The organism is Stenotrophomonas sp. 8(2023) (assembly GCF_030345295.1).
Taxonomy (GTDB): domain Bacteria; phylum Pseudomonadota; class Gammaproteobacteria; order Xanthomonadales; family Xanthomonadaceae; genus Stenotrophomonas; species Stenotrophomonas muris.
Map to the genome: position 1 here is coordinate 915,611 of NZ_CP128404.1, position 21,042 is coordinate 936,652.

The window sequence follows — 21,042 nt, forward strand, 5'->3', positions numbered from 1 at the left end:
ACCGTATCCCTGATTTCCTTGAGCCCATAGATACAGATCCCAGCCAATCCGCTGGTACAGGCAGCGCCGATCCTGCAGGCGGGCGGTTGAGCAGGGCCGCGCCCGTGCTCTGCTGGTGGCGGCAGGAGTAGCAGCCGGGCGTGGGCTCGGCCTACATCACGGCGTCAGTCGTCCCAGCCCACCAGCGCCAGCTTGCCCACCGTGTGCCCGCTGGCCAGGCGCTGATGCGCGATGTCCAGGTTGGCCGCATTGATCGTGCCCAGCGTTTCACTGAGCGTGCCACGCAGCTGGCCGGCATCGATCATGCTGGCGGCGCGGCTGAGGATGCGATGCTGTTCGATGCAGTCGGCGGTGGCGAAGCGCGAGCGCGCGAACATGAATTCCCAATGGATGCCGATGCACTTGGCCTTGTACGGATCGCCGATGCGCAGTGCGCCACGCGGCTCCACGATCAGGCCGACATGGCCCTGTGGTGCCAGCAGCTGGCCCAGTTCGTCCCAGTAGTGATCGGTGTCGGCCAGGTTGAGCGCCACCTGCACTGCGTCGATGCCCAGTGCCTGCAGCTGGGGCTGCAGCGGCTGCCGATGGTCGATCACATGCGTGGCCCCCATCTGCCGGCACCAGTCGATCGAGGCCTCGCGCGAGGCGGTGGCGATCACCTCGAAGCCGGCATGGCGGGCCAGCTGGATCGCCATCGAGCCCACGCCTCCCGCACCGCCGATCACCAGCAGGTGCTGGCCGCCATGGCGGCGATCATCCAGGTGCAGCGGCATGCGCTGGAACAACAGCTCCCAGGCGGTCAGCGTGGTCAGGGGTAGTGCGGCGGCTTCGGCGAAATCGAGCGTGGTCGGCTTGCGGGCGACCAGGCGCTCGTCCACCCACTGGTACTGGGCGTTGCAGCCCGGCCGGGTAACGTCACCGGCGAAGTAGACCTCGTCACCGGAGGCGAACAGGCTGGCCTCGTCACCGATGGCTTCGACCACGCCGGCGGCGTCCCAGCCGAGCACCCGGGGAACCTCAAGGGTGGCCGGATCGGTAGCGGCCCGCTGCTTGCCATCGACGGGGTTGACCGATACCGCTTCGATCCGCACCAGCAGATCGCGGCCGCGAGGAGGCAGCGGCGGCGGCAGCAGGACATCACGCAGGGCAGGTGCGTATTCACGACTCAGGGCGACGGCTTTCATCACGGCTCCGGCTGGGTTCGTGATCCCATCATAAGGTTCCTCACGTTTCCGCAAACCTGCTGAACCGTGCGATGCAATGTGCTGCGCAGTATGTCGGTTTTCGCGCTTAAACCCCGTCAAACCCTTGCAGCGTGTGGGTCTTGCGGATTTTCATCATCCTGTATAGGGTTTCAACGTCGGACCGGTCGACGGTCGGGCGCAACACTTCACATGTTACGGGACTGTTAACATGGCCTTCACCCGCCTGAGCATAATGTTCGCGGCGGTGGCGTGCTGAATCGGCTGTCGTACATCGACGCACTAGTGCTGGCCCATGCCTCTACCGGTTTCATACCCCCGAAATAGGAGCTGTACTCAATGAACAAGAAGATCCTTACTGCCGCGCTGCTGGGCGGCCTGGCTTTCGCCCAGGCAGCTTCGGCGCAGGAGTTCGATGACCGCTGGTACCTGACCGGTTCGGCCGGCTTCAACTTCCAGGACAGCGACCGTCTGACCAATGACGCTCCGTTCGTGACCCTGGGCCTGGGTAAGTTCATCAGCCCGAACTGGTCGCTGGACGGTGAACTGAACTACCAGAACCCGAACTTCGACAGCAACCAGGACCTGAACTGGTCGCAGTACGGCGTCTCGCTGGACCTGCGTCGCCACTTCATCAAGGAAGGCCGCGGCTGGAACCCGTACATCGTCGGTGGCCTGGGCTACCAGAAGTCGGAAGAAGAGTACGCTGCAATCGACAACAACGGTCCGCGCCAGCGTAAGGACGGCAACGTTGCCGCCAAGCTGGGCGTCGGCCTGCAGACCACCTTCGAGAAGCGTGTTGCTGTCCGCGCCGAAGTGGCCTACCGCGCTGACTTCGACGACCAGAGCATCGCCGCCAAGGACGAGAGCTGGTTCGGCGACGTGCTGGCTTCGGTCGGCGTCGTGATCCCGCTGGGCCCGGCTCCGGTCGCGGCTGCTCCGGCTCCGGCTCCGGTTGCCCCGAGCTGCGCCGACCTGGATGACGACGGTGACGGCGTCAACAACTGCGACGACAAGTGCCCGAACTCGCAGCCGGGTCAGACCATCGGTCCGGACGGTTGCCCGGTTCCGGTCTCCATCGACCTGAAGGGCGTCAACTTCGACTTCGACAAGTCGAACCTGCGTCCGGACGCCGTGGCGATCCTGAGCGAAGCCACCGAGATCCTGAAGCGTTACCCGGATCTGCGCGTTGAAGTTGCCGGTCACACCGACTCGAAGGGTACCGACGCTTACAACCAGAAGCTGTCGGAGCGTCGCGCCACCGCCGTGTACAACTACCTGACCAAGAACGGCGTCGACGCCGGTCGCCTGGTCGGCCCGATCGGCTACGGCGAGAGCCGTCCGATTGCTCCGAACACCAACCCGGATGGTTCGGACAACCCGGAAGGTCGCGCCAAGAACCGTCGTACCGAGCTGAACGTCCAGAACTAAGTTCTGACGCTCTGCCAGTAGGACACAGCAGGACCCGGCTTCGGCCGGGTCTTGTTGTTTCTGCGGTCCGGAACCCGGCGTTTCAGGCACGGGAGTAACCGTTCGTCGGGATTTTGCCCGTAAAACCAATGAGTTGCCGTATTCATTGAAAGTGGCGCTTGAAAGCTGTCGCGGCATTGCTAAACTCGCCGCGTCACTTCCTTTCCTGGATGCCCTTCATGCTGCGCTCTGCATCGGCCGCCTTCCTGGCGCTGGCCCTGGTTCCCGCCGCCCACGCTGCGGTCGATTGCTCGGTCAACACCAGCGCCTCGCCGCTGCCGTTGCCGGCCACGACCATCGCGCCGGTGGCCGACGAGCTCTACATCCGTGGCAACCAGCTGGGCATGCCGGCCGGCGTGCTGAGCAGCAACTACGATCCGTCGCAGTCGCTGGACCAGGTGCTGCAGCGCCTGCGCATCGATGGGTGCCAGAACATCGCCAAGGCCATTCCGAGCGCACCGGCGGTGAAGCCGAACGATCCGGCGGCCTACAAGCCGCAGACCGAATTCGACAACACGCCCTGGCGCTTCGACATGAGCCAGAACGGCAAGCGCATGACCGCCGAAGAGTTCGACGCCTGGATGAAGGCGCGTGGCGTGCGTGTGGTCAAGGCGCGTCCGGCTCCGGCCGCCACTCCGGCTGCGGCCGAAGCACCGGCTGAGACCAAGCCGGTCGACAAGAAGTAAGCGCGGCGGGGAGCAGAGGCTTGCGCACGCGCCGCCCACCTGCTGCCCCCGCTGCCCGCTCCCACGCACCGCGTGGGCGTGCGGTTCCGGATGTCTCCAATGGCGTGCGCCATGGCCTGGCGCGCGTGCTGTCCAAGGCCGGCGTGTGCTCACGCAGCGAGGCCGCGCGCTGGATTTCCGATGGCCGCGTGCGCGTGTCCGGCCGCATCATCCGTGATCCCGAGTTCCCGATTGCCAGTCCGCACCCGCCGATCGAAGTCGATGGCCGGCCGATGGATGCGCCGCAGCGCCTGTACCTGGTGCTCAACAAGCCGCGCGGCGTGGTGACCACGGCGCAGGACGAGCGTGGTCGCGACACGGTGTATCGCTGCTTCGATGGTGCCGGCCTGCCGTGGATCGCGCCGGTCGGGCGCCTGGACAAGGCCAGCGAAGGACTGTTGTTGTTCAGCAACGATCCGCAGTGGGCGGCGCGCCTGACCGATCCGGAGACCGGCCCGCAGAAGACCTATCACGTGCAGGTGGATCGTCTTCCCGATGAGGACACCCTGGCCGCGCTGCGCGCCGGTGTCGAGGACGAGGGCGAGTTCCTCGTCGCCCAGGCCGTGCGCGTACTGCGCAGTGGCGACAAGACCGCATGGCTGGAGGTGGTCCTCGACGAGGGACGCAACCGCCATATCCGCCGCCTGTTGGCGGCCTTCGACCTGCAGGTGCTGCGCCTGGTCCGGGTCGCGATCGGTGGGCTGCTGCTCGGCGATCTCGGCAAGGGGCAATGGCGGGTGCTGGAGGTCAGCGACCAGCAGCGGCTGGGGGCCGCTGCACCGGGCTGATCATCGCCCGCGGCCGGCAGTCGCCGGCCACCGTTCCAGGCGTAGGGGGCGCCTGGTTGCTGAATTTCCCGAACGGAGCCTGCCCATGTACCACCCGACCCTCAACCAAACCCTGCGCTGCGCAGGCCTGCTGCTGCCGATGGTGCTGCTGGCCGCCTGTGGCGGCCACAAGAAGGTGGCCAAGGCGGAAACGCCTGCCGAGACCCCGGTGGTGGAAGTGAAGACCCCGGAGCTGGATGGTCGCGGCAGTTACCGCTTCCTGATGAGCAACGGCGACAAGAAGATGACCGCCGATGAGTTCGATGCCTGGATGAAGGCCAACGGCATCCGCGTTGCCAAGGGCAACGGCCAGGACGCCGCCGCCAAGCCGGTAGTGGTGGCCAGCAAGGAAGAGCCGAAGGGCAAGAAGAAAAAGAAGTGACGCCTGGCGGTGCCGACCCTGGCCGGCACGTCCTCAGGCCACGGCGGGTGCCGACCGTGGTCGGCAGCCATCCAGCCCGGTAGGTGCCGACCTTGGTCGGCACGCTTTGACCAGCGGGGTCAGGGCCTTTTCCGCAGGAAAGGGATCCGACCCCGGCATGATCAGCCCTTGACCACGCCCAGTTCGACACCAATGCGGGTGAACGCATCGATCGCGCGATCCAGGTGCTCGCGGCTGTGCGCGGCGCTGATCTGGGTCCGGATGCGGGCCTGGCCCTTGGGCACCACCGGGAAGAAGAAGCCGATCGCGTAGATGCCTTCTTCCAGCAGGCGCTCGGCGAATTTCTGCGCCAACGGTGCGTCATACAGCATTACCGGGCTGATCGGATGCACGCCCGGCTTCACGTCGAAACCGGCGGCGGTCATCTTCTCGCGGAAGTAGGCGGTGTTCTCGGCCAGCGTGCTGCGAAGGTCGTCAGCGGCAGCCAGCATTTCGAACGCCTTGATGCCGGCGGCCACCACATGCGGCGGCAGCGAGTTGGAGAACAGGTACGGGCGCGAGCGCTGGCGCAGCAGTTCGATCACCTCGGCGCTGGCGCAGGTGAAGCCGCCCAGCGCGCCGCCCATGGCCTTGCCCAGAGTGCCGGTGATGATGTCGATCTTCTCCAGCACGCCCTTGACCTCGGCCGAACCACGGCCGGTAGCGCCAAGGAAGCCGGTGGCGTGGCATTCGTCGATGTGTACCAGCGCGTTGTACTTCTTCGCCAGCGCGGTGATCTCGTCCAGCGGCGCGATGAAGCCGTCCATCGAGAATACGCCATCGGTGGTGATCAGCTTGGTCTTGCAGCCTGCGGCATCGGCGGCCTGCAGCTGCGCTTCCAGATCGGCCATGTCGCAGTTGGCGTAGCGGAAGCGCTTGGCCTTGCACAGGCGCACGCCGTCGATGATCGAAGCATGGTTCAGCGCGTCGGAAATGATCGCGTCGTTCTCGCCGAGCAGCGGCTCGAACAGGCCACCGTTGGCATCGAAGCAGGCCGCGTACAGGATGGTGTCCTGCTTGCCGAAGAAATCGGCGATCTGCTTCTCCAGCTGCTTGTGCAGGTCCTGGGTGCCGCAGATGAAGCGCACCGAGGCCATGCCGAAGCCGTGGGTATCCAGTGCGTCCTTGGCGGCCTGGATCAGGTCCGGATGGTCGGCCAGGCCCAGGTAGTTGTTGGCACAGAAGTTCAGCACCTTGCGGCCGTCGTCGAGGGTGATTTCGGCCGATTGCGGGCTGGTGATGATCCGCTCGGACTTGAACAGGCCCTGGGCGCGGATGGCGTCCAGTTCCTCGGCGTAGTGGCGGGTCAGGGCGGAGGAGACGTCGGTCATGGCGTGGGCACGGCTCTGAACGGGGAAACCGCTGATTCTACCGGGCATCGCCGGTCATCAACCGGGCTGGATGGGGCATCGCCATGGGCAGCGCATGTTGCATCGCAATAGCAAAGTGGTTAAGAATTCGTGAACCGGAGCTGTCGCGCTCCGGCCGCTCCCGCCTTCCACGCCACGCCACCGCCCCCACCGGAGACGCTCATGAAGCACGCCCGTGCCTGCCTCGCCATTGCCGCTGCCCTGACCCTGGCCGCCCCGTTCGCCGCCAGCGCGCAGGAGAACGAATCGCCGTACAGCTGGAATGTCACCGCCGTTTCCGACTACCTGTTCCGTGGCGTGTCGCAGACCGACGAGAAGCCGACCCTGCAGGCGGGCTTCACCTACACCTCGCCGGTGGGCCTGTATGCCGGTGTCTGGGGTTCGGGCGTGGACTTCGGTCCGGGCGATCCGAACACCGAGATCGACTACCAGATCGGCTACGGCGTGGACGTCACTTCGCGCGTCAACTTCGACGTGCTGCTGAACCGCTACACCTACCTCGGTGCCAGCCACCAGAACTACAACGAGCTGGTGACCACCACCACGCTCGACGACACCTACAAGCTGACCGTGGCCTACACCAACGACCAGTGGAACAGCGGCACCGATGGCTGGTACTACGGCTTGGGCGGCAGCTGGGGCCTGCCGAAGGACTTCACGCTGAATGCCAACGTCGGTCGCAGCACCTTCGAGGACGGCATCGCCAAGGACTATACCGACTGGAACGTCGGCGTCAGCCGCCAGTTCGGCCTGTTCAACGTCGGCCTGGGCTACTACGGCACCGACGGCAATGGACGCGAGAACTCGGGCAAGCTGGCCCACAGCCGGGTGCTGCTGACCGTGGCCGTGGGCAAGTAACGCCGCAGGCGTTACGGTAGGTGCCAAGCTTGCCTGGCACGCATTGCGAAAAAGGCGCCCATCGGGCGCCTTTTTCAGTTCCGCGGTGTTCTTGATCCCATCTGGGGAAGAGTCCCCTTGTTGTTCAAGGGGGCGCGCCAAAGGCGCGGGGATAAGGAAACATGCGGGGGAATTGACCCTTCGGGTCAGTTCCAGCTGAGCACGACCTTGCCGGCCTTGCCTTCTTCCATCAGGTCGAAGCCCTTCTGGAACTCGTCGATCGGCAGCTGGTGGGTCATCACCTTGCCGAGCGGGAAGCCGGACAGCACCAGCTGGGTCATCTTGTACCAGGTCTCGTACATCTTGCGGCCGTAGATGCCCTGCACGGTCAGGCCCTTGAAGATGATCTTGTCCCAGTCGCAGCCGGCGCCCTTGGGCATGATGCCGAGCATGGCGATCTTGCCGCCGTGGTACATGCAGTCGAGCATGTCGTTGAACGCGCGCGGGTTGCCGCTCATTTCCAGGCCCACGTCGAAGCCCTCCATGTGCAGCTCCTTCATCACGTCCTTCAGCGACTGGTTGGCGACGTTGACCACGCGGGTGGCGCCCATGTCGGCGGCCAGCTTCAGGCGGAAGTCGTTGACGTCGGTCACCACCACGTTGCGCGCACCGATGTGCTTGCAGATGCCGGCGGCGATGATGCCGATCGGACCGGCGCCGGTGATCAGCACGTCTTCGCCGATCACGTCGAATTCCAGCGCGCAGTGTGCGGCATTGCCGTACGGGTCGAAGAACGCGGCCAGTTCCGACGGGATCTGGTCCGGAATCGGCCACAGGTTGCTGGCCGGCATCACCATGTATTCGGCGAAGGCGCCGTTGACGTTGACGCCGATGCCGACGGTGTTCGGGCACAGGTGCGGGCGGCCGCCACGGCAGTTGCGGCAATGGCCACAGACGATGTGACCTTCGGCCGAGACGCGCTGGCCGATCTCATAGCCGGTCACCGCCGAGCCGAGCGCGGCAATGCGGCCGACGAACTCATGGCCGATGGTCAGGCCCGGCTTGATGGTGCGCTGGCTCCACTCGTCCCACAGGTAGATGTGCAGGTCGGTGCCGCAGATCGCGGTCTTTTCCAGCTTGATCAGGACCTCGTTCGGGCCCGGGGTCGGAACCGGAACTTCTTCCAGCCAGATGCCCTTGGCCGCTTCGCGCTTGACCAGGGCCTTCATCGTTTGCTGCGCCATCGGGGTGGAACTCATCAGGGGGAAAGCGCGGATTATAGGGTGCCGCGCGGATTTCCCATGTTGCGCTGCGGGTGCAATGGCGGAACGAAAGGCGTGCGCCGACGGGCGTTTCGAACGTGCTGCAAACAGCAGCGCCTCCTTGAGTCCTGGGGAGGGCGCGCGATCACCCTGGCCGGGACACGCAAAAGCCCATCCATGGTGCTCGATGGCGCCTTGCTCGTGCGCGCTATCCTGCGCACACGGCAAGACCGGGGTTGGGCGTCCCGCCCAACCCGCCAGTCGCATGCGCCCGGCCCATGGCGCCAACGGTCCCGGCCAGGGTGACCACGCCCCCTCTGGACGATTCCATGTGCGCGGCCGATGTGCGCATGGCAGAGCAAGAAGTAGGCCCATGACTTCCGGGGTTCGGGCCGGGGCAGGGCGGCGGGCTACAATCGAGGGTTCCACTACCAGGGGCTGCTCCATGCGCTCGAACCTGCTTGCATTCTCCATCGTCGCCAGCCTCGGGCTGGCCCAGGTCGCCCATGCCGCTGAAGGCATGTGGGTGCCGCAGCAGCTGCCGGAAATCGCCGGTCCGTTGCAGAAGGCCGGCCTGAAGCTGTCCCCGGAGCAGCTGTCCAACCTCACCGGCGACCCGATGGGCGCGGTCGTCGCCCTCGGCGGCTGCACCGCCAGCTTCGTGTCGCCGCAGGGCCTGGTGGTCACCAACCACCACTGCGCCTACGGTGCGATCCAGCTGAATTCGACCGCCGAGAAGAACCTGATCAAGGACGGCTTCAACGCGCCGAAGCACAGCGATGAACTGAGCGCCGGCCCGAACGCCCGCGTCTACGTGCTCGACCAGATCACCGACGTCACCGCCCAGGCCAAGGCCGCCATTGCCGCCGCCGGCAACGACCCGCTGGCCCGTAGCCGTGCGCTGGACGCCTTCGACAAGGCCCAGGTCGCCGCGTGTGAAGCCGAGGACGGCTTCCGCTGCCGCCTGTACACCTTCTCCGGCGGCAACACCTACCGACTGTTCCGCAACATGGAAATCAAGGACGTGCGCCTGGTCTACGCGCCCCCGGGCAGCGTCGGCAAGTACGGCGGCGACGTCGACAACTGGATGTGGCCGCGCCACACCGGCGACTTCTCGTTCTACCGCGCCTACGTCGGCAAGGACGGCAAGCCGGCCGCATTCTCGGCCGACAACGTGCCGTACCAGCCCAAGCACTTCCTGAAGTTCACCGACCAGCCGCTGGGCGCCGGTGACTTCGTGATGGTGGCGGGCTATCCGGGCCGCACCAACCGCTACGCGCTGGCCGGTGAGTTCAACGAAACCGCCAGCTGGACCTACCCGACCATCGCCAGGCACTACAACGCAGTGTTGAAGATGATCGATGAGGCGGGCAAGGCCGACGCCGACGTCAAGGTGAAGTACGCCGCCACCGCGGCCAGCATGAACAACGTGGCCAAGAACTACGCCGGCCAGCTGGAAGGCTTCAAGCGCATCGACGCTGCTGGCCAGAAGCAGGCTGAAGAAGCCGCCGTGCTGGCCTGGCTGAAGAAGCAGGGCGCCGCCGGCAAGCCGGCCTTGGCAGCGCACGCGCAGCTGGTCAAGCACCTGGATACCAGCAAGGCGACCCGCGAGCGCGATCTGTTCGTCGGCCAGTTCAACAACACCTCGGCGGTCAACGCCGCCATCGGCCTGTACCGCCTGTCGATCGAGCGCACCAAGCCGGACGCCGAGCGCGAGGTCGGCTACCAGCAGCGCGACCTGCCGACCCTGGAAGGCGGCCTGAAGCAGATGGATCGCCGCTATGTGGCGAAGATGGACCAGCAGCTGCAGACCTACTGGCTGGACCAGTACGTCGCCCTGCCGGCCGCGCAGCGCAACAACGACGTGCTGAACACCTGGCTGGGCGGCAGCGATGCCAGCGCGGTCAAGGCACTGGTGAGCAAGCTGTCGGGCACTGAGCTGGGCAGCCTGGATGCACGCCTGAAGTGGTTCAAGGCCGACCGCGCCGCGTTCGAAGCCAGCACCGATCCGGCCATCCAGTACGCGGTGGCGATCATGCCGTCGCTGCTGAAGCAGGAAGAGCAGAAGAAGATCCGCGAAGGCGAGTCGCTGACCGCACGTCCGCTGTACCTGCAGGCACTGGCTGACTACAAGAAGAGCCAGGGCGAGTTCGTGTACCCGGATGCCAACCTGTCGCTGCGCATCACTTTCGGCAACGTGATGGGCTATGAGCCCAGGGACGGCGTGGCCTACACCCCGTTCACCACGCTGGAGGGCATCGTCGCCAAGGACACCGGCGTCGATCCGTTCGATGCGCCCAAGGCCCTGCTCGACGCGGTCAAGGCCAAGCGCTACGGCGGCCTGGAAGACAAGCGCGTGGGCTCGGTGCCGGTGAACTTCCTGTCCAACCTGGACATCACCGGTGGCAACTCGGGTTCACCGGTGCTGGACGCCAACGGCAAGCTGGTCGGCCTGGCCTTCGACGGCAACTGGGAATCGGTCAGCTCCAACTGGGTGTTCGACCCGGTGATGACCCGCATGATCGCGGTCGACAGCCGCTACATGCAGTGGATCATGCAGGAAGTGGCGCCGGCGCCGGCGCTGCTGAAGGAACTGAACCTGGCGAAATAAACCCGTTGCGGTAGTGCCGGCCGCTGGCCGGCAACCCCGACCAGATAGCCGGAGTTTCCAAAACCCCGCGATCCACGTCGCGGGGTTTTTTCATGCCCGGCACGGCCCGGTGCGCCGAACGGGTATCATCCCTGTTCCGCGCACTTCACAGGATGTGAACGAAACGCGGAACCTCCTCCCCCCAGGACCCCTTGCACGCATGCGCATCCTGCTTGCCCGCCACGGCGAAACGCCGTGGAACGCCGAAGGCCGCTACCAGGGCCAGATCGACATCCCGCTTTCGCCGATCGGTGAAGCCCAGGCCCAGGCCCTGGGCGCCCGCTTGGCCTCGGTGGACATCACCCGTGCCGTCGCCTCGCCGCTGTCACGCGCGCAGCGCACCGCGCAGGTGGCACTCGGTGCCGCCCGTGCCGACATGTTGCTGACCGAGCCGGAGCTGCAGGAAATCGCCCACGGCGAGTGGGAAGGCCTGCTGGCCAGCGAAATCAACGAAAAGGACCCGTCGCGCCTGAAGGCGTGGCGCGAGGAGCCGGACACCGTGCTGATGCCCGGCGGTGAATCGCTGCGCCTGGTGCTGGAGCGCAGTTGGCGCGGCCTGGCCCGCGCCACCGAAGGCCTCGGCGAGCACGACACCCTGCTGGTGGTCGCCCATGATGCGGTCAACCGCGTGATCCTGTGCAAGGTGCTGGGCCTGCCGATCTCCCGCCTGTGGACCTTCCGCCAGGCGCCGACCACGCTCAACCTGCTCGAAGGCGCCGACCTGGACAGCCTGGAAGTGGTGCGCCTGAACGACTGTGCCCACCACACGCCGTTCTTCGGCGAAGCCAAGCACCGCGCACTCTGATCCATCCCCTCGCATCAACTGCTTCTGCTGGAACCGCTGCCGTGACGAACACCCCGACCACCCTGGCCGACTGGCTGGACTACATTGAACGCCAGCACCCGGCGACCATCGACATGGGCCTGGAGCGCGTGCGCGCCGTGGCTACGGCGATGGGCCTGGGGGCGCCGGCCCAGCGCACCATCGTGGTCGGTGGCACCAACGGCAAGGGCTCCACCGTGGCCTTCATCGAAGCCATCGCGCGTGCTGCCGGCTGGAAGGTCGGCGCGTACACCTCGCCGCACCTGCTGCGCTACAACGAGCGCGTGCGCATCGACGGCCACGATGTGGAGGATGCGGCGCTGGTCGCCGCCTTCAACACCATCGAGGCCGCGCGTGGCGATATCACGCTGACCTATTTCGAGTACGGCACGCTGGCCGCGCTGCAGCTGTTCGCCGACGCCGGGCTGGACCTGGCGGTGCTGGAAGTGGGCCTGGGCGGTCGCCTGGATGCGGTCAACATCGTCGACGCTGACGTGGCGGTGATCACCACCGTGGACATCGACCATGCCGAATGGCTGGGCGAGGACCGCGAAGCGATCGGCACCGAGAAGGCCGGCATCATCCGTGGCTGGAAGCCGGTGATCCTGGGCGAGACCGACCCGCCGTCGAGCGTGCTTGCACGTGCCTACCTGGTCGGCGCCAACGCGATCCGCGGCGGCAGCGATTATTTCTACGAACCAATCGATGCCCAGCGCTGGCGCTGGCGCGATGTCGGCCTGCGCATGGAACTGCCGACCCCGGCGCTGGCCGGCCCGATCCAGCTGGCCAACGCGGGTGCCGCCATCGCTGCGCTGCGCGCGCTGGACAAGCCGGTGCCGCGTGCGGCATGGGCTGCTGGTATCGCGGCGGCGCGCATCTCTGGCCGCCTGCAGGCGTTCGAGCGTGACGGTGTGCAGGTCCGTGTCGACGTCGGGCACAACCCGCAGGCGGCGGGCCAGCTGGCGCGCGCGCTGAAGGCCGAAGCGTCGGCCGGGCGCACCCTGGCGGTGTACGCCGCGCTGCAGGACAAGGACGCGGCGGGCGTTGTGCAGGCGCTGCAGGACGTGGTCGGCGAGTGGACCCTGGCCGGACTGGGCGGCCCGCGCGGGCAGAGTGCCGCCCAGTTGCAGGCCCGCCTGGTCGGTACGGTGGCGGCCAAGGCCCAGCGCGCTGATACCGTCGAGCAGGCGCTGGCACAGGTACTGGCCCAGGCCGGGCGCGGTGACCGCGTACTGGTGTTCGGCTCCTTCCATACCGCCGCTGCCGCGCTGCAATGGTTGCAGGGCGCCGCCTGATCCGCGTTCAGCCAACGCCGACGCCGTCCGGTCCGGCACCCGTATAATCGACCGCAACCTCCGGACAGTTGCCGCCTCACGTGGATACGCCTCTGAAACAGCGTCTGATTGGTGCCATCGTGCTGGTGGCGCTGGCCGTGATTTTCCTGCCGATGCTGGTCAAGGGACCGGCGCCGGACAGCGGTGTGGCCTCGGTGCCGATCGCCGCGCCGGACGCACCGGCCGATGGCCAGTTCGAAACCCGTGAGCTGCCGCTGGTTGCTCCGGCCGGTGGAGCCACCGGCCTGCAGACCGGGCAGGCCAAGCCGCTGCAGGAGACGGCCGCGCCGGCTACGCCGCCGACCGTGGACACGTCTCCGGCGGTTGCCGCCGGCAACTTCGCCGTCACGTTTGGCGCCTACGGCAGCAAGGCCGACGCCGATGCGGTGATCGCCTACCTGCAGCGCTCGCAGCTGCCAGGCTTCGCCGAAACCACCACCATCAGCGGGCGCCAGGCGTGGCGTGTGCGTGTCGGGCCGTATGCCGACCGTGCCCAGGCCGAAGCCGCGCGCCTGCAGGCGGTCAAGATCCGCGCCGATGTGAAGGCAGAAGTCATCACCCTGGATGCGGCGGCAGGCAGCAGTGCGACGGTTGCCGCCACGCCGGCGCCGACCACCAGCACCCCGGCCGCGGCCACCACGCCGTCGGCCACCAGCAACCCGGTGCGCAGCGAAAGCCTGCCGCCAAGCACGCCGACGGCGACCACCAAACCAGAGCCGCCCAAGCCGGCACCGAAGCCCGAGGCTCCGAAGCCGGACGCCAAGCCCGAGCCGAAGCCGGAGGCTGCCGCCAGCAAGCCGGCCCCTGCCACGCCGACAGCACCGGCGGCCAGTGGCGTCGGCTTCGCCGTGCAGTTGGGCGCGTTCGGCCAGGCCAACGATGCCAACGCGCTGCGCGACAAGGTCCGCGCCGCCGGCTTCAGTGCTTTCGTCGAGCAGGTACGCACTGAAAAGGGCACGCTGCATCGCGTCCGCGTCGGACCGGTGGCCAACCGCGCTGACGCCGAGCAGCTGAAGGCGCAGGTCGCCGCCAAGGTCGGCGTGGCCGGCATGGTCCGACCGCACCCATGATCCACGCGCAGGCCCGTTGCCAGCGCCGCCGAAGGAGCGGGGCGCCATGATCGACGTGGTGCTGCTGATCGTGATCGCCGCCTCGACCCTGCTCGGGATGCTGCGTGGCTTTGTTGGAATCGTCATCGGCACGCTGTCGTGGCTGCTGGCCGCGTGGGCGGCCTTCGCCTTCGGCAACGATGCGGCACGCTGGTGGGCGGCCCCGGCCGCACCCGGCGGCGAGCATTTCGTTGGCGGCTACCTGGGCGTGGGCATTGGCGTGATGATCGTGGTCGCGGTGATCGGCATGGTCATCAAGGCGATGATCCATCGCAGCATGCTGACCAGCCTGGACCGGTTGCTGGGCGGCGTGCTGGGCGCCGTGCGTGGCGGCCTGATCGCGGCGATCCTGGTGCTGCTGGCCGGCTTCACCCCGCTGACCGCCGAACCCTCCTGGAAGCGGTCGGCGGTCCGCCCGGTGCTGAACCCGGCCGTGGCCTGGATGAACGGGAAGCTGCCGCACTGGCAGGTGCCCGGCGCCGATCTGCTGCCCAAGACCTTGCCGACCGACATGCTGTCCCCATCTGCATTGATGGAGCTGGGGAAGAGCGCAGGCGCCGATCTGGGAAAGCCGGGCGCGGCAGGCGATAATGGCATCCTCAACCAGGTAGTGGCGGGCAGCGGATGGCTGCGGCCCGCGAAAGCGGAACAGGGCGACGCATACGATCCGGCCGAAGTGCGCCCGGACGCCCCAGCACTGCCAGACAGTATCGAGCCGGGCGATCCGGCCAATGTCGACCGCAGGCGCGGCGACCACCGCGGCCAGGTACGGCCACCTTCCTTGTAACTGGGCACAGCCCAGCGGAGACTTCGCACCATGTGTGGCATCGTCGGAATCGTCGGCAACCAGAACGTCGCCGGGCAGTTGTATGACGGCTTGACCGTTCTCCAGCATCGCGGCCAGGATGCCGCGGGCATCGCCACGGCCAATGGCAGCCGCCTGCGGGTGCAGAAGGCCACCGGCCTGGTCCGCGATGTGTTCGATGCACGCACCATGTCCACCCTGGAAGGCAGCGTCGGCATCGCCCATGTGCGCTACCCGACGGCCGGCTCGGAAGGCATGGACGAGGCGCAGCCGTTCTACGTCAACTCGCCGTACGGCATCGCGCTGGCCCACAACGGCAACCTGATCAACACCGAGGCGCTGCGCCAGCAGGTGTTCGAGCAGGACCGCCGCAACGTCAACACCGATTCGGACAGCGAAGTGCTGTTGAACGTGTTCGCCTATGAGCTGGAGCAGCAGCGCCAGCTGAGCCCGGAAGCCGCGATCCGCGCGGTGGCTGGCGTGCACCGCCGCTGCAAGGGCGGCTACGCGGTGGTCAGCGTGGTGCTGGGCCTGGGCCTGGTGGCCTTCCGCGACCCGCACGGCATCCGTCCGCTGGTGCTGGGCAAGCGCAGCCATGCCGAGGGCGACGAGTACATCGTGGCCTCCGAGTCGGCCGCGCTGGACGTGCTGGGCTTCCAGCGGGTGCGCGATGTGCAGCCGGGCGAAGCCCTGGTGATCACCGCCCGCGGCGAGCTGTTCTCGGAAATCTGCGCCGAGCCTGCCGAGCACACCCCGTGCATCTTCGAGTACGTGTACTTCGCGCGTCCGGATTCGATGATCGACAACGTCTCGGTGCACAAGGCGCGCATGCGCATGGGCATCAAGCTGGGCGAGAAGATCCTGCGCCTGCGCCCGGACCACGATATCGACACCATCATCCCGATCCCGGATACCTCGCGTGATGCCGCGCTGGAGATCTCCAACGTGCTTGGGGTGAAGTATCGCGAAGGCTTCATCAAGAACCGCTACATCGGCCGCACCTTCATCATGCCGGGCCAGGGCGAACGCGTGAAGTCGGTGCGCCGCAAGCTCAACCCGATCCACCTGGAGTTCCGCAACCGCGTGGTGCTGCTGGTGGACGACTCGATCGTGCGTGGCACCACCAGCCAGCAGATCGTGCAGATGGCCCGTGATGCGGGCGCGCGCAAGGTCTACCTGGCCAGCGCGGCACCGCCGGTGCGCTACCCGAACATCTACGGCATCGACATGCCGGCGGCCGAAGAGCTGGTCGCGCACAACCGCACCGTCGAAGAGATCGAGGCCCACCTGGGCTGCGACTGGCTGATCTACCAGGATCTGGAGGACATGGAAGCGGCGGTGAGCGAGGGCAACCCGGCGCTGCGCAACTTCGATTCGTCCTGCTTCAACGGCCACTACCCGACGGGTATCGAGCCGGGCTACTTCGAGCGCATCCAGCAGCTGCGTTCGGACGACGCCAAGCACAAGCGCCGCGCCTGAGGTCCAGGCGTGGTCGATGTACCCGACGTTGGTGGCGACCTGCTGCGCGCAGCGCAGCAGTGCCTGGCCGAAGCCGACCCGCTGCGCAAGGTCGCGTTGACCCAGGCGTATGCCGCCGCGTTCCGTGCCGGCCGCCTGAAGGTGGCTGCCGATGCGCCGCCGCCGGAACCGATCCGCATGCCTGGCCGGCCGGCACGGCTGGTGCTGGTGCATCCGCGCGAAGTGCCCCGGCGCGGGCTGGGCGGCGTGGAAGGACGCGCCGCCTTCATCCACGCCATCGCCCACATCGAACTCAACGCGATCGACCTGGCCTGGGATGCGGTGTACCGCTTCCGCGGCCTGCCGCCAGCGTTCCATGCCGACTGGGTCAGCTGTGCCGACGACGAATCGCGGCACTTCATGCTGCTGCGCGAGCGCCTGCAGGCGCATGGCCACGACTACGCCGATTTCCCCGCGCACAACGGCCTGTGGGAAATGTGCGAAAAGACCGCGCATGACGGCCTGGCGCGCATGGCCCTGGTACCGCGCGTGCTGGAAGCGCGCGGCCTGGACGTGACACCGGGCATGATCGAGAAGCTGCGCAATGTCGGTGATGGTGAAACCGCCGACGTACTGGAAGTGATCCTGCGCGAGGAAGTGGCGCACGTTGCCGCCGGTTCACGCTGGTACCGCTGGTACTGCGATCGCGCCGGCGTCGAGCCGCGTGCGCGCTTCAAGGCGCTGCTGGTGGAATACGCCGGCGGCTACCTGCACGGGCCGTTCAACATCGAAGCGCGCCTGCTGGCCGGCTTCGACGCCGACGAGCTCGCCAACCTGGTCGAACAGGCCGGTTGAACAAAAGGGGACGGAGGGGATTAAGTCGTTTGTGCCACAAACGACTTAATCCCCTCCGTCCCCTTTTTCATGCGTTGGGCAGCACCACGCGCTTGCCATCCACGGTGGGCCGGTTGATGTAGAACAGGCCGGGACCGGGCCGGTAGGGCAGTTCGCTGACGCCGGCATCGGCGGCATAGGTCAGGGCGGTGTCGCCCAGCGCGTCGAAATTCCAGTGCGCCGACTGCATCAGGTAGCGTCGGCGCAGCAGCGCCTCCTGGGTCTGGGTCAACGCCTGCCCTGCCACCAGCCGCCGTGCGATCGGTTGCAGGGCCGACGGCAGTTCCCAGCCGGGAACCTCGGCAGCGCTGGCGCGCCAGGTCACGCCGGCATCGATGGCATGCTGCTGCATCACCTGCAGCGCGATCAACTGGTAGCGCCAGTCGATGCGCCGCCGCAGTACCACGGCGGCAGTCACGTACAGCACCGGGGACAGCAGCACGCTGCGGCTGCCGGCGCGGCGCTGCTGCTGCCACTGGTGCCAGACATCCACCCACACTTCCTTTTCGTCCACGCCCAGCTGCTGCCGCCAGCGTTCGGCATCGGCCTGCGTTTCAGCGTAAGCCGTGGTGGCCTGCAGCATCGCCAGCGGGGGAATCTGGTAGTCGGCAACGGCGGGGCGGCGCAGCTGCTGGCGACGTGGGCGGCTGAGCAGCTTGGGGCCTTCCTCCAGCTGGTTGTAGCCTCCGCCGATGTTGGCGTGCACGCCGGGCAAAGCGATCTCGGTGAACGGCGGTGCCACCGTGGTCAGCGGATAGTGCTGGCGATGCTCGTCGCGCGCGGTCAACTGCACCACGCGTGCAGCGATGCCACTGGACAGGGCAAGCTGCGGTTGTTCGTCGGCGCGGCCACCACTGACCGCAGCCACGGTATCGAACAGGCCGATGAATCGCAGCACCGGAAGGGCAGGGGCGAAGTCCGGCGTACAGACCAGGCCGGACGACTGCAGCAGTTGCCGCCAACGCGTGGTATCCCAGCCCTGCAGCTGGTTGGCGATATCACGTGCGGCGGCAGCGCCTCGAGAGAACCCGAACAGATCCAGCTGCACGCGACGCAGCGGTTGCCGCCAACGCGTGGACAGTTCTGCAAGCGCAGCCGGCAGCACCACCTGCAGCGCGCGCTGCACCTTTGCGCGGACGCCGCTGGCGCCGATACCGAACGCCAGTCCGATCAGGTCGTCGTCGGCGTCATCGCGGGTACCGACACCTTCCACGTAGATCGACAGCGAAGGCGTGGCCATCGCATCGCGGCGGCTGTCCGGGTACAGCTGCTGCAGGCGTGCGATGTTGGTCAGGCCGTTGTCGTAGCTGCTGGTCAGCCGGCTCTGGTAGGTCGAATCATCATCCGCACGCAGCTGCGCCGGGCGCGGTCGCGGCTGCTGTGGTCGACCACGCGCGAGGTTGTGCGCGTTGTTGCGGGTGCCATCGAAGAACAGGCCGATCCGCAGCAAGCCGACATCTTCGTCCGTGTCCTGCGATGGTGCCATGTGCATTCCCCGTCGTGGCTGCGTCACGGTAGCGCGAAAGTGGTGTGTTGGCGAAGTGTAGTGACGCTTTTGACCTGACTGAACGCAGATGCGGTCGATCACAAATCCTGACTTTCACTCCACTCGCCTATTGAATTCACACGAGCCGCGCAGGCCATATGGCCAAACCCGGCAAACCGGGTCGTGCTGCATCAACGCTGTTCACATCATTCAAGGAGCGACGCAATGTTGTCCAGATCGATTGGCAAAGCGGCAGGTGGCCTGGTGTTGGGTTTGTCGGTGGCGGCGGCCGCGCATGCGGCACCGTTGTTCGAGCCGGTGACGGTCATCAGCCGCGCATCGGCAAACAGTGAGCCCGCGCTGGGCAAGCTGCTGGCCACCCCGTCCACCGCGACGGTACAGGAAGTGCGCGTTGATGCAGCCGCGACTGCACAGCCGCAGCTGGAATTCGAACTGCTCGGCCAGCGCGTGCAGGCCGTGCGCAGCAAGGTTGAAGCGCTGCCCGATGGCGGCAGCATCTGGTATGGCCAGTTCCGTTCGCCCTCGGACAAGCTGACCGCGGCCACCTCCAACGGCCAGGACGACCCCGGCAATTCGCTGATCCTGGTGCGCTCGGGCGATACCATCACCGGCTCGATCCGCAAGGATGGAAAGCTGTACCGCCTGCGCCCGCTGGGCAACCGCCACGTGCTTGTGGAAGTGGACGAGTCGCGGATGCCGGCCGACCATCCGGCCGATTACAACCAGCTGCCGAAGATCCCGATGGGCAACAACGATCGCCTCGGCATCGCGCAGGCGTCGTCCGGCACGCCGGCCACCATCCGCGTGCTGGTGGTGGCGACCAATGCCGCCGTCGCCGCCTATGGCGGCAACATGCAGTCACTGGTGCAGCTGGCCGTGGCCGAATCGAACCAGGGCTATGTCAACAGCAACGTCGGCATCACCATGGAACTGGCCCGCTACGAAACCACCAGTTACACCGAATCGGGCAGCTTCGATACCGACCTGGCGCGTTTCCGTGGCACCAGCGATGGCTACATGGACAGCATCCACACCAGCCGGAATACCTACACGGCTGATGTGGGCGTGCTGCTGATCAACAACACCGCCTACTGCGGCCTGGCCTCGGGCATCGGCTCGACGGCGTCGACCGCGTTCGCGGCCGTGTACTGGGATTGCGCGACCGGCTATTACTCGTTCGCGCACGAGATCGGCCATCTGCAGAGTGCGCGGCATGACATCGCCACCGACTCGAGCACCTCGCCCTATGCCTATGGCCACGGCTACCGCTACGAGCCGGCCACCGGCACCGGCTGGCGCACGATCATGGCCTACAACTGCACCCGCAGCTGCCCGCGCCTGAACTACTGGTCCAACCCCAACATCAGCTACAACGGCATCCCGATGGGCAACGCCAGCACCGCCGACAACCAGCGCGTGCTGGTCAACACCAAGGCCACCATCGCGGCCTTCCGCTGACACTGTCCAGGCGCCGACCAAGGCCGGCGTCTACCCGGGCGCATGCACCTGCTCTGGTAGATGCCAACCTTGGTTGGCACCTTGCGATCCGTTATTCGCGCGCGAGCGTATCCAGCGTCCAGCCGCTGGCATCCACGCGCAGCACCGAACCCTGTTCGTACCAGTCACCCAGCACGATGCGGGTGCGCTCGCGACCACCGGCCTGCAGCGTGTGGATCGCCGGCCGATGGGTATGGCCATGGATCATGGTGTCCACGCCATGGCGCACGAAGGTGGCATCGACTTCGGCCGGGGCCACGTCGGTCACCGACTCGAACTGCGCACGATCGTCCTGCTTCATCTCGGACTGGCGCGCCTGGCTGGCTTCGCGCGCCTTCTGCGCGAACGCGATGCGTGCGGCCAGCGGCTGCGACAGGAACTGCGCCTGGAATACCGGGTCGCGCGTCTGTGCACGGAACTGCTGGTAGGGAATGTCATCGGTGCACAGCAGGTCACCGTGCTGCAGCAGCACCGCGCGGCCGTACAGTTCGATCATGCACGGGTCGGGCAGGATGCGCAGGCCGGCACGGCGCGCGTAGTCCTCACCGAGCAGGAAGTCGCGGTTGCCGCGGATGAAGTACACCGGCACGCCGCTGTCGGACAGCACCTTCAACGCATCGGCCACCGCATCGGCGGCGGGCGAGGGCGTGTCGTCGCCGATCCAGGCCTCGAACAGGTCGCCGAGGATGTACAGCGCATCGGCGCCGGGCGCCTGCTCGCGCAGGAAGCGCAGGAACAGGTCGGTGATCTCCGGACGGCTGGGGTCCAGGTGCAGGTCGGAAATGAACAGCGTGGTCATGCCCGCATTCTAGGCCATCAATGATGATGGTGGCGCCGCCGGTATTGTGGGG

18 protein-coding genes are annotated in these 21,042 nt (G+C 66.8%); 13 read left to right on the forward strand and 5 right to left on the reverse strand.

What is annotated here, in order from left to right:
- Nucleotides 1-164: 164 nt before the first annotated feature.
- Nucleotides 165-1,184, reverse strand: a complete 1,020-nt coding sequence (locus tag QP609_RS04170) for a zinc-binding alcohol dehydrogenase family protein (RefSeq protein ID WP_032955885.1) — start codon at nucleotides 1,182-1,184, stop codon at nucleotides 165-167.
- A gap of 357 nt (nucleotides 1,185-1,541) precedes the next feature.
- Between QP609_RS04170 and QP609_RS04175 the strand changes: the two genes are divergently transcribed.
- From QP609_RS04175 to QP609_RS04190, 4 genes are all read left to right on the forward strand, one after another.
- Nucleotides 1,542-2,633, forward strand: coding sequence for an OmpA family protein (locus tag QP609_RS04175; RefSeq protein WP_014646072.1), 1,092 nt, complete (start codon nucleotides 1,542-1,544; stop codon nucleotides 2,631-2,633).
- Between the two features lie 218 nt (nucleotides 2,634-2,851).
- On the forward strand, nucleotides 2,852-3,358 hold the full coding sequence (locus tag QP609_RS04180; protein WP_014646073.1) for a hypothetical protein: 507 nt from the start codon (nucleotides 2,852-2,854) through the stop codon (nucleotides 3,356-3,358).
- A gap of 104 nt (nucleotides 3,359-3,462) precedes the next feature.
- Nucleotides 3,463-4,185 (forward strand): pseudouridine synthase, encoded by a 723-nt coding sequence (locus QP609_RS04185; protein ID WP_046429097.1) that lies wholly within the window; start codon nucleotides 3,463-3,465, stop codon nucleotides 4,183-4,185.
- An 85-nt stretch (nucleotides 4,186-4,270) separates the two neighbouring features.
- Entirely contained in the window at nucleotides 4,271-4,606 is a 336-nt protein-coding gene (locus QP609_RS04190) for a hypothetical protein (RefSeq protein ID WP_005415439.1), read from the forward strand.
- A 161-nt stretch (nucleotides 4,607-4,767) separates the two neighbouring features.
- Here the strand turns inward: QP609_RS04190 and kbl are convergent, their stop codons facing one another.
- Nucleotides 4,768-5,976, reverse strand: coding sequence for a glycine C-acetyltransferase (gene kbl, locus QP609_RS04195; RefSeq protein WP_041863091.1), 1,209 nt, complete (start codon nucleotides 5,974-5,976; stop codon nucleotides 4,768-4,770).
- Nucleotides 5,977-6,177: 201 nt separating this feature from the next.
- Here kbl and QP609_RS04200 point away from each other — a divergent pair, with 201 nt between their 5' ends.
- On the forward strand, nucleotides 6,178-6,873 hold the full coding sequence (locus tag QP609_RS04200) for a TorF family putative porin (protein ID WP_014646076.1): 696 nt from the start codon (nucleotides 6,178-6,180) through the stop codon (nucleotides 6,871-6,873).
- Between the two features lie 185 nt (nucleotides 6,874-7,058).
- On the opposite strand, the gene tdh is transcribed toward QP609_RS04200, so the two are convergent.
- The gene (tdh, locus tag QP609_RS04205; protein WP_032955954.1) at nucleotides 7,059-8,081 is read right to left on the reverse strand and encodes an L-threonine 3-dehydrogenase; all 1,023 of its coding nucleotides are present in this window, start codon (nucleotides 8,079-8,081) and stop codon (nucleotides 7,059-7,061) included.
- Nucleotides 8,082-8,559: 478 nt separating this feature from the next.
- On the opposite strand from tdh, the gene QP609_RS04210 reads away from it, so the two are divergent.
- The 7 genes from QP609_RS04210 to QP609_RS04240 all read left to right on the forward strand — a co-directional run bounded on the left by QP609_RS04210 (nucleotide 8,560) and on the right by QP609_RS04240 (nucleotide 17,148).
- Nucleotides 8,560-10,725, forward strand: coding sequence for a S46 family peptidase (locus tag QP609_RS04210; protein WP_046429104.1), 2,166 nt, complete (start codon nucleotides 8,560-8,562; stop codon nucleotides 10,723-10,725).
- Nucleotides 10,726-10,924: 199 nt separating this feature from the next.
- Nucleotides 10,925-11,569, forward strand: a complete 645-nt coding sequence (locus QP609_RS04215) for a histidine phosphatase family protein (RefSeq protein ID WP_197621653.1) — start codon at nucleotides 10,925-10,927, stop codon at nucleotides 11,567-11,569.
- Between the two features lie 41 nt (nucleotides 11,570-11,610).
- Nucleotides 11,611-12,882, forward strand: coding sequence for a bifunctional tetrahydrofolate synthase/dihydrofolate synthase (folC, locus tag QP609_RS04220; RefSeq protein WP_197621652.1), 1,272 nt, complete (start codon nucleotides 11,611-11,613; stop codon nucleotides 12,880-12,882).
- An 80-nt stretch (nucleotides 12,883-12,962) separates the two neighbouring features.
- Nucleotides 12,963-13,991, forward strand: a complete 1,029-nt coding sequence (locus tag QP609_RS04225; RefSeq protein WP_075076711.1) for an SPOR domain-containing protein — start codon at nucleotides 12,963-12,965, stop codon at nucleotides 13,989-13,991.
- A gap of 46 nt (nucleotides 13,992-14,037) precedes the next feature.
- Nucleotides 14,038-14,817 (forward strand): CvpA family protein, encoded by a 780-nt coding sequence (locus tag QP609_RS04230; protein ID WP_014036126.1) that lies wholly within the window; start codon nucleotides 14,038-14,040, stop codon nucleotides 14,815-14,817.
- A gap of 30 nt (nucleotides 14,818-14,847) precedes the next feature.
- Nucleotides 14,848-16,314, forward strand: a complete 1,467-nt coding sequence (gene purF / locus QP609_RS04235) for an amidophosphoribosyltransferase (protein ID WP_005408246.1) — start codon at nucleotides 14,848-14,850, stop codon at nucleotides 16,312-16,314.
- 9 nt (nucleotides 16,315-16,323) lie between these two features.
- On the forward strand, nucleotides 16,324-17,148 hold the full coding sequence (locus tag QP609_RS04240; protein ID WP_126411770.1) for a ferritin-like domain-containing protein: 825 nt from the start codon (nucleotides 16,324-16,326) through the stop codon (nucleotides 17,146-17,148).
- 67 nt (nucleotides 17,149-17,215) lie between these two features.
- On the opposite strand, the gene QP609_RS04245 is transcribed toward QP609_RS04240, so the two are convergent.
- Entirely contained in the window at nucleotides 17,216-18,673 is a 1,458-nt protein-coding gene (locus QP609_RS04245) for a DUF2235 domain-containing protein (RefSeq protein ID WP_197621745.1), read from the reverse strand.
- Between the two features lie 225 nt (nucleotides 18,674-18,898).
- On the opposite strand from QP609_RS04245, the gene QP609_RS04250 reads away from it, so the two are divergent.
- Entirely contained in the window at nucleotides 18,899-20,152 is a 1,254-nt protein-coding gene (locus QP609_RS04250) for a M12 family metallo-peptidase (RefSeq protein ID WP_014646083.1), read from the forward strand.
- Nucleotides 20,153-20,243: 91 nt separating this feature from the next.
- Here the strand turns inward: QP609_RS04250 and lpxH are convergent, their stop codons facing one another.
- Nucleotides 20,244-20,990, reverse strand: coding sequence for a UDP-2,3-diacylglucosamine diphosphatase (gene lpxH / locus QP609_RS04255; RefSeq protein ID WP_049407506.1), 747 nt, complete (start codon nucleotides 20,988-20,990; stop codon nucleotides 20,244-20,246).
- Between the last annotated feature and the right edge of the window lie 52 nt (nucleotides 20,991-21,042).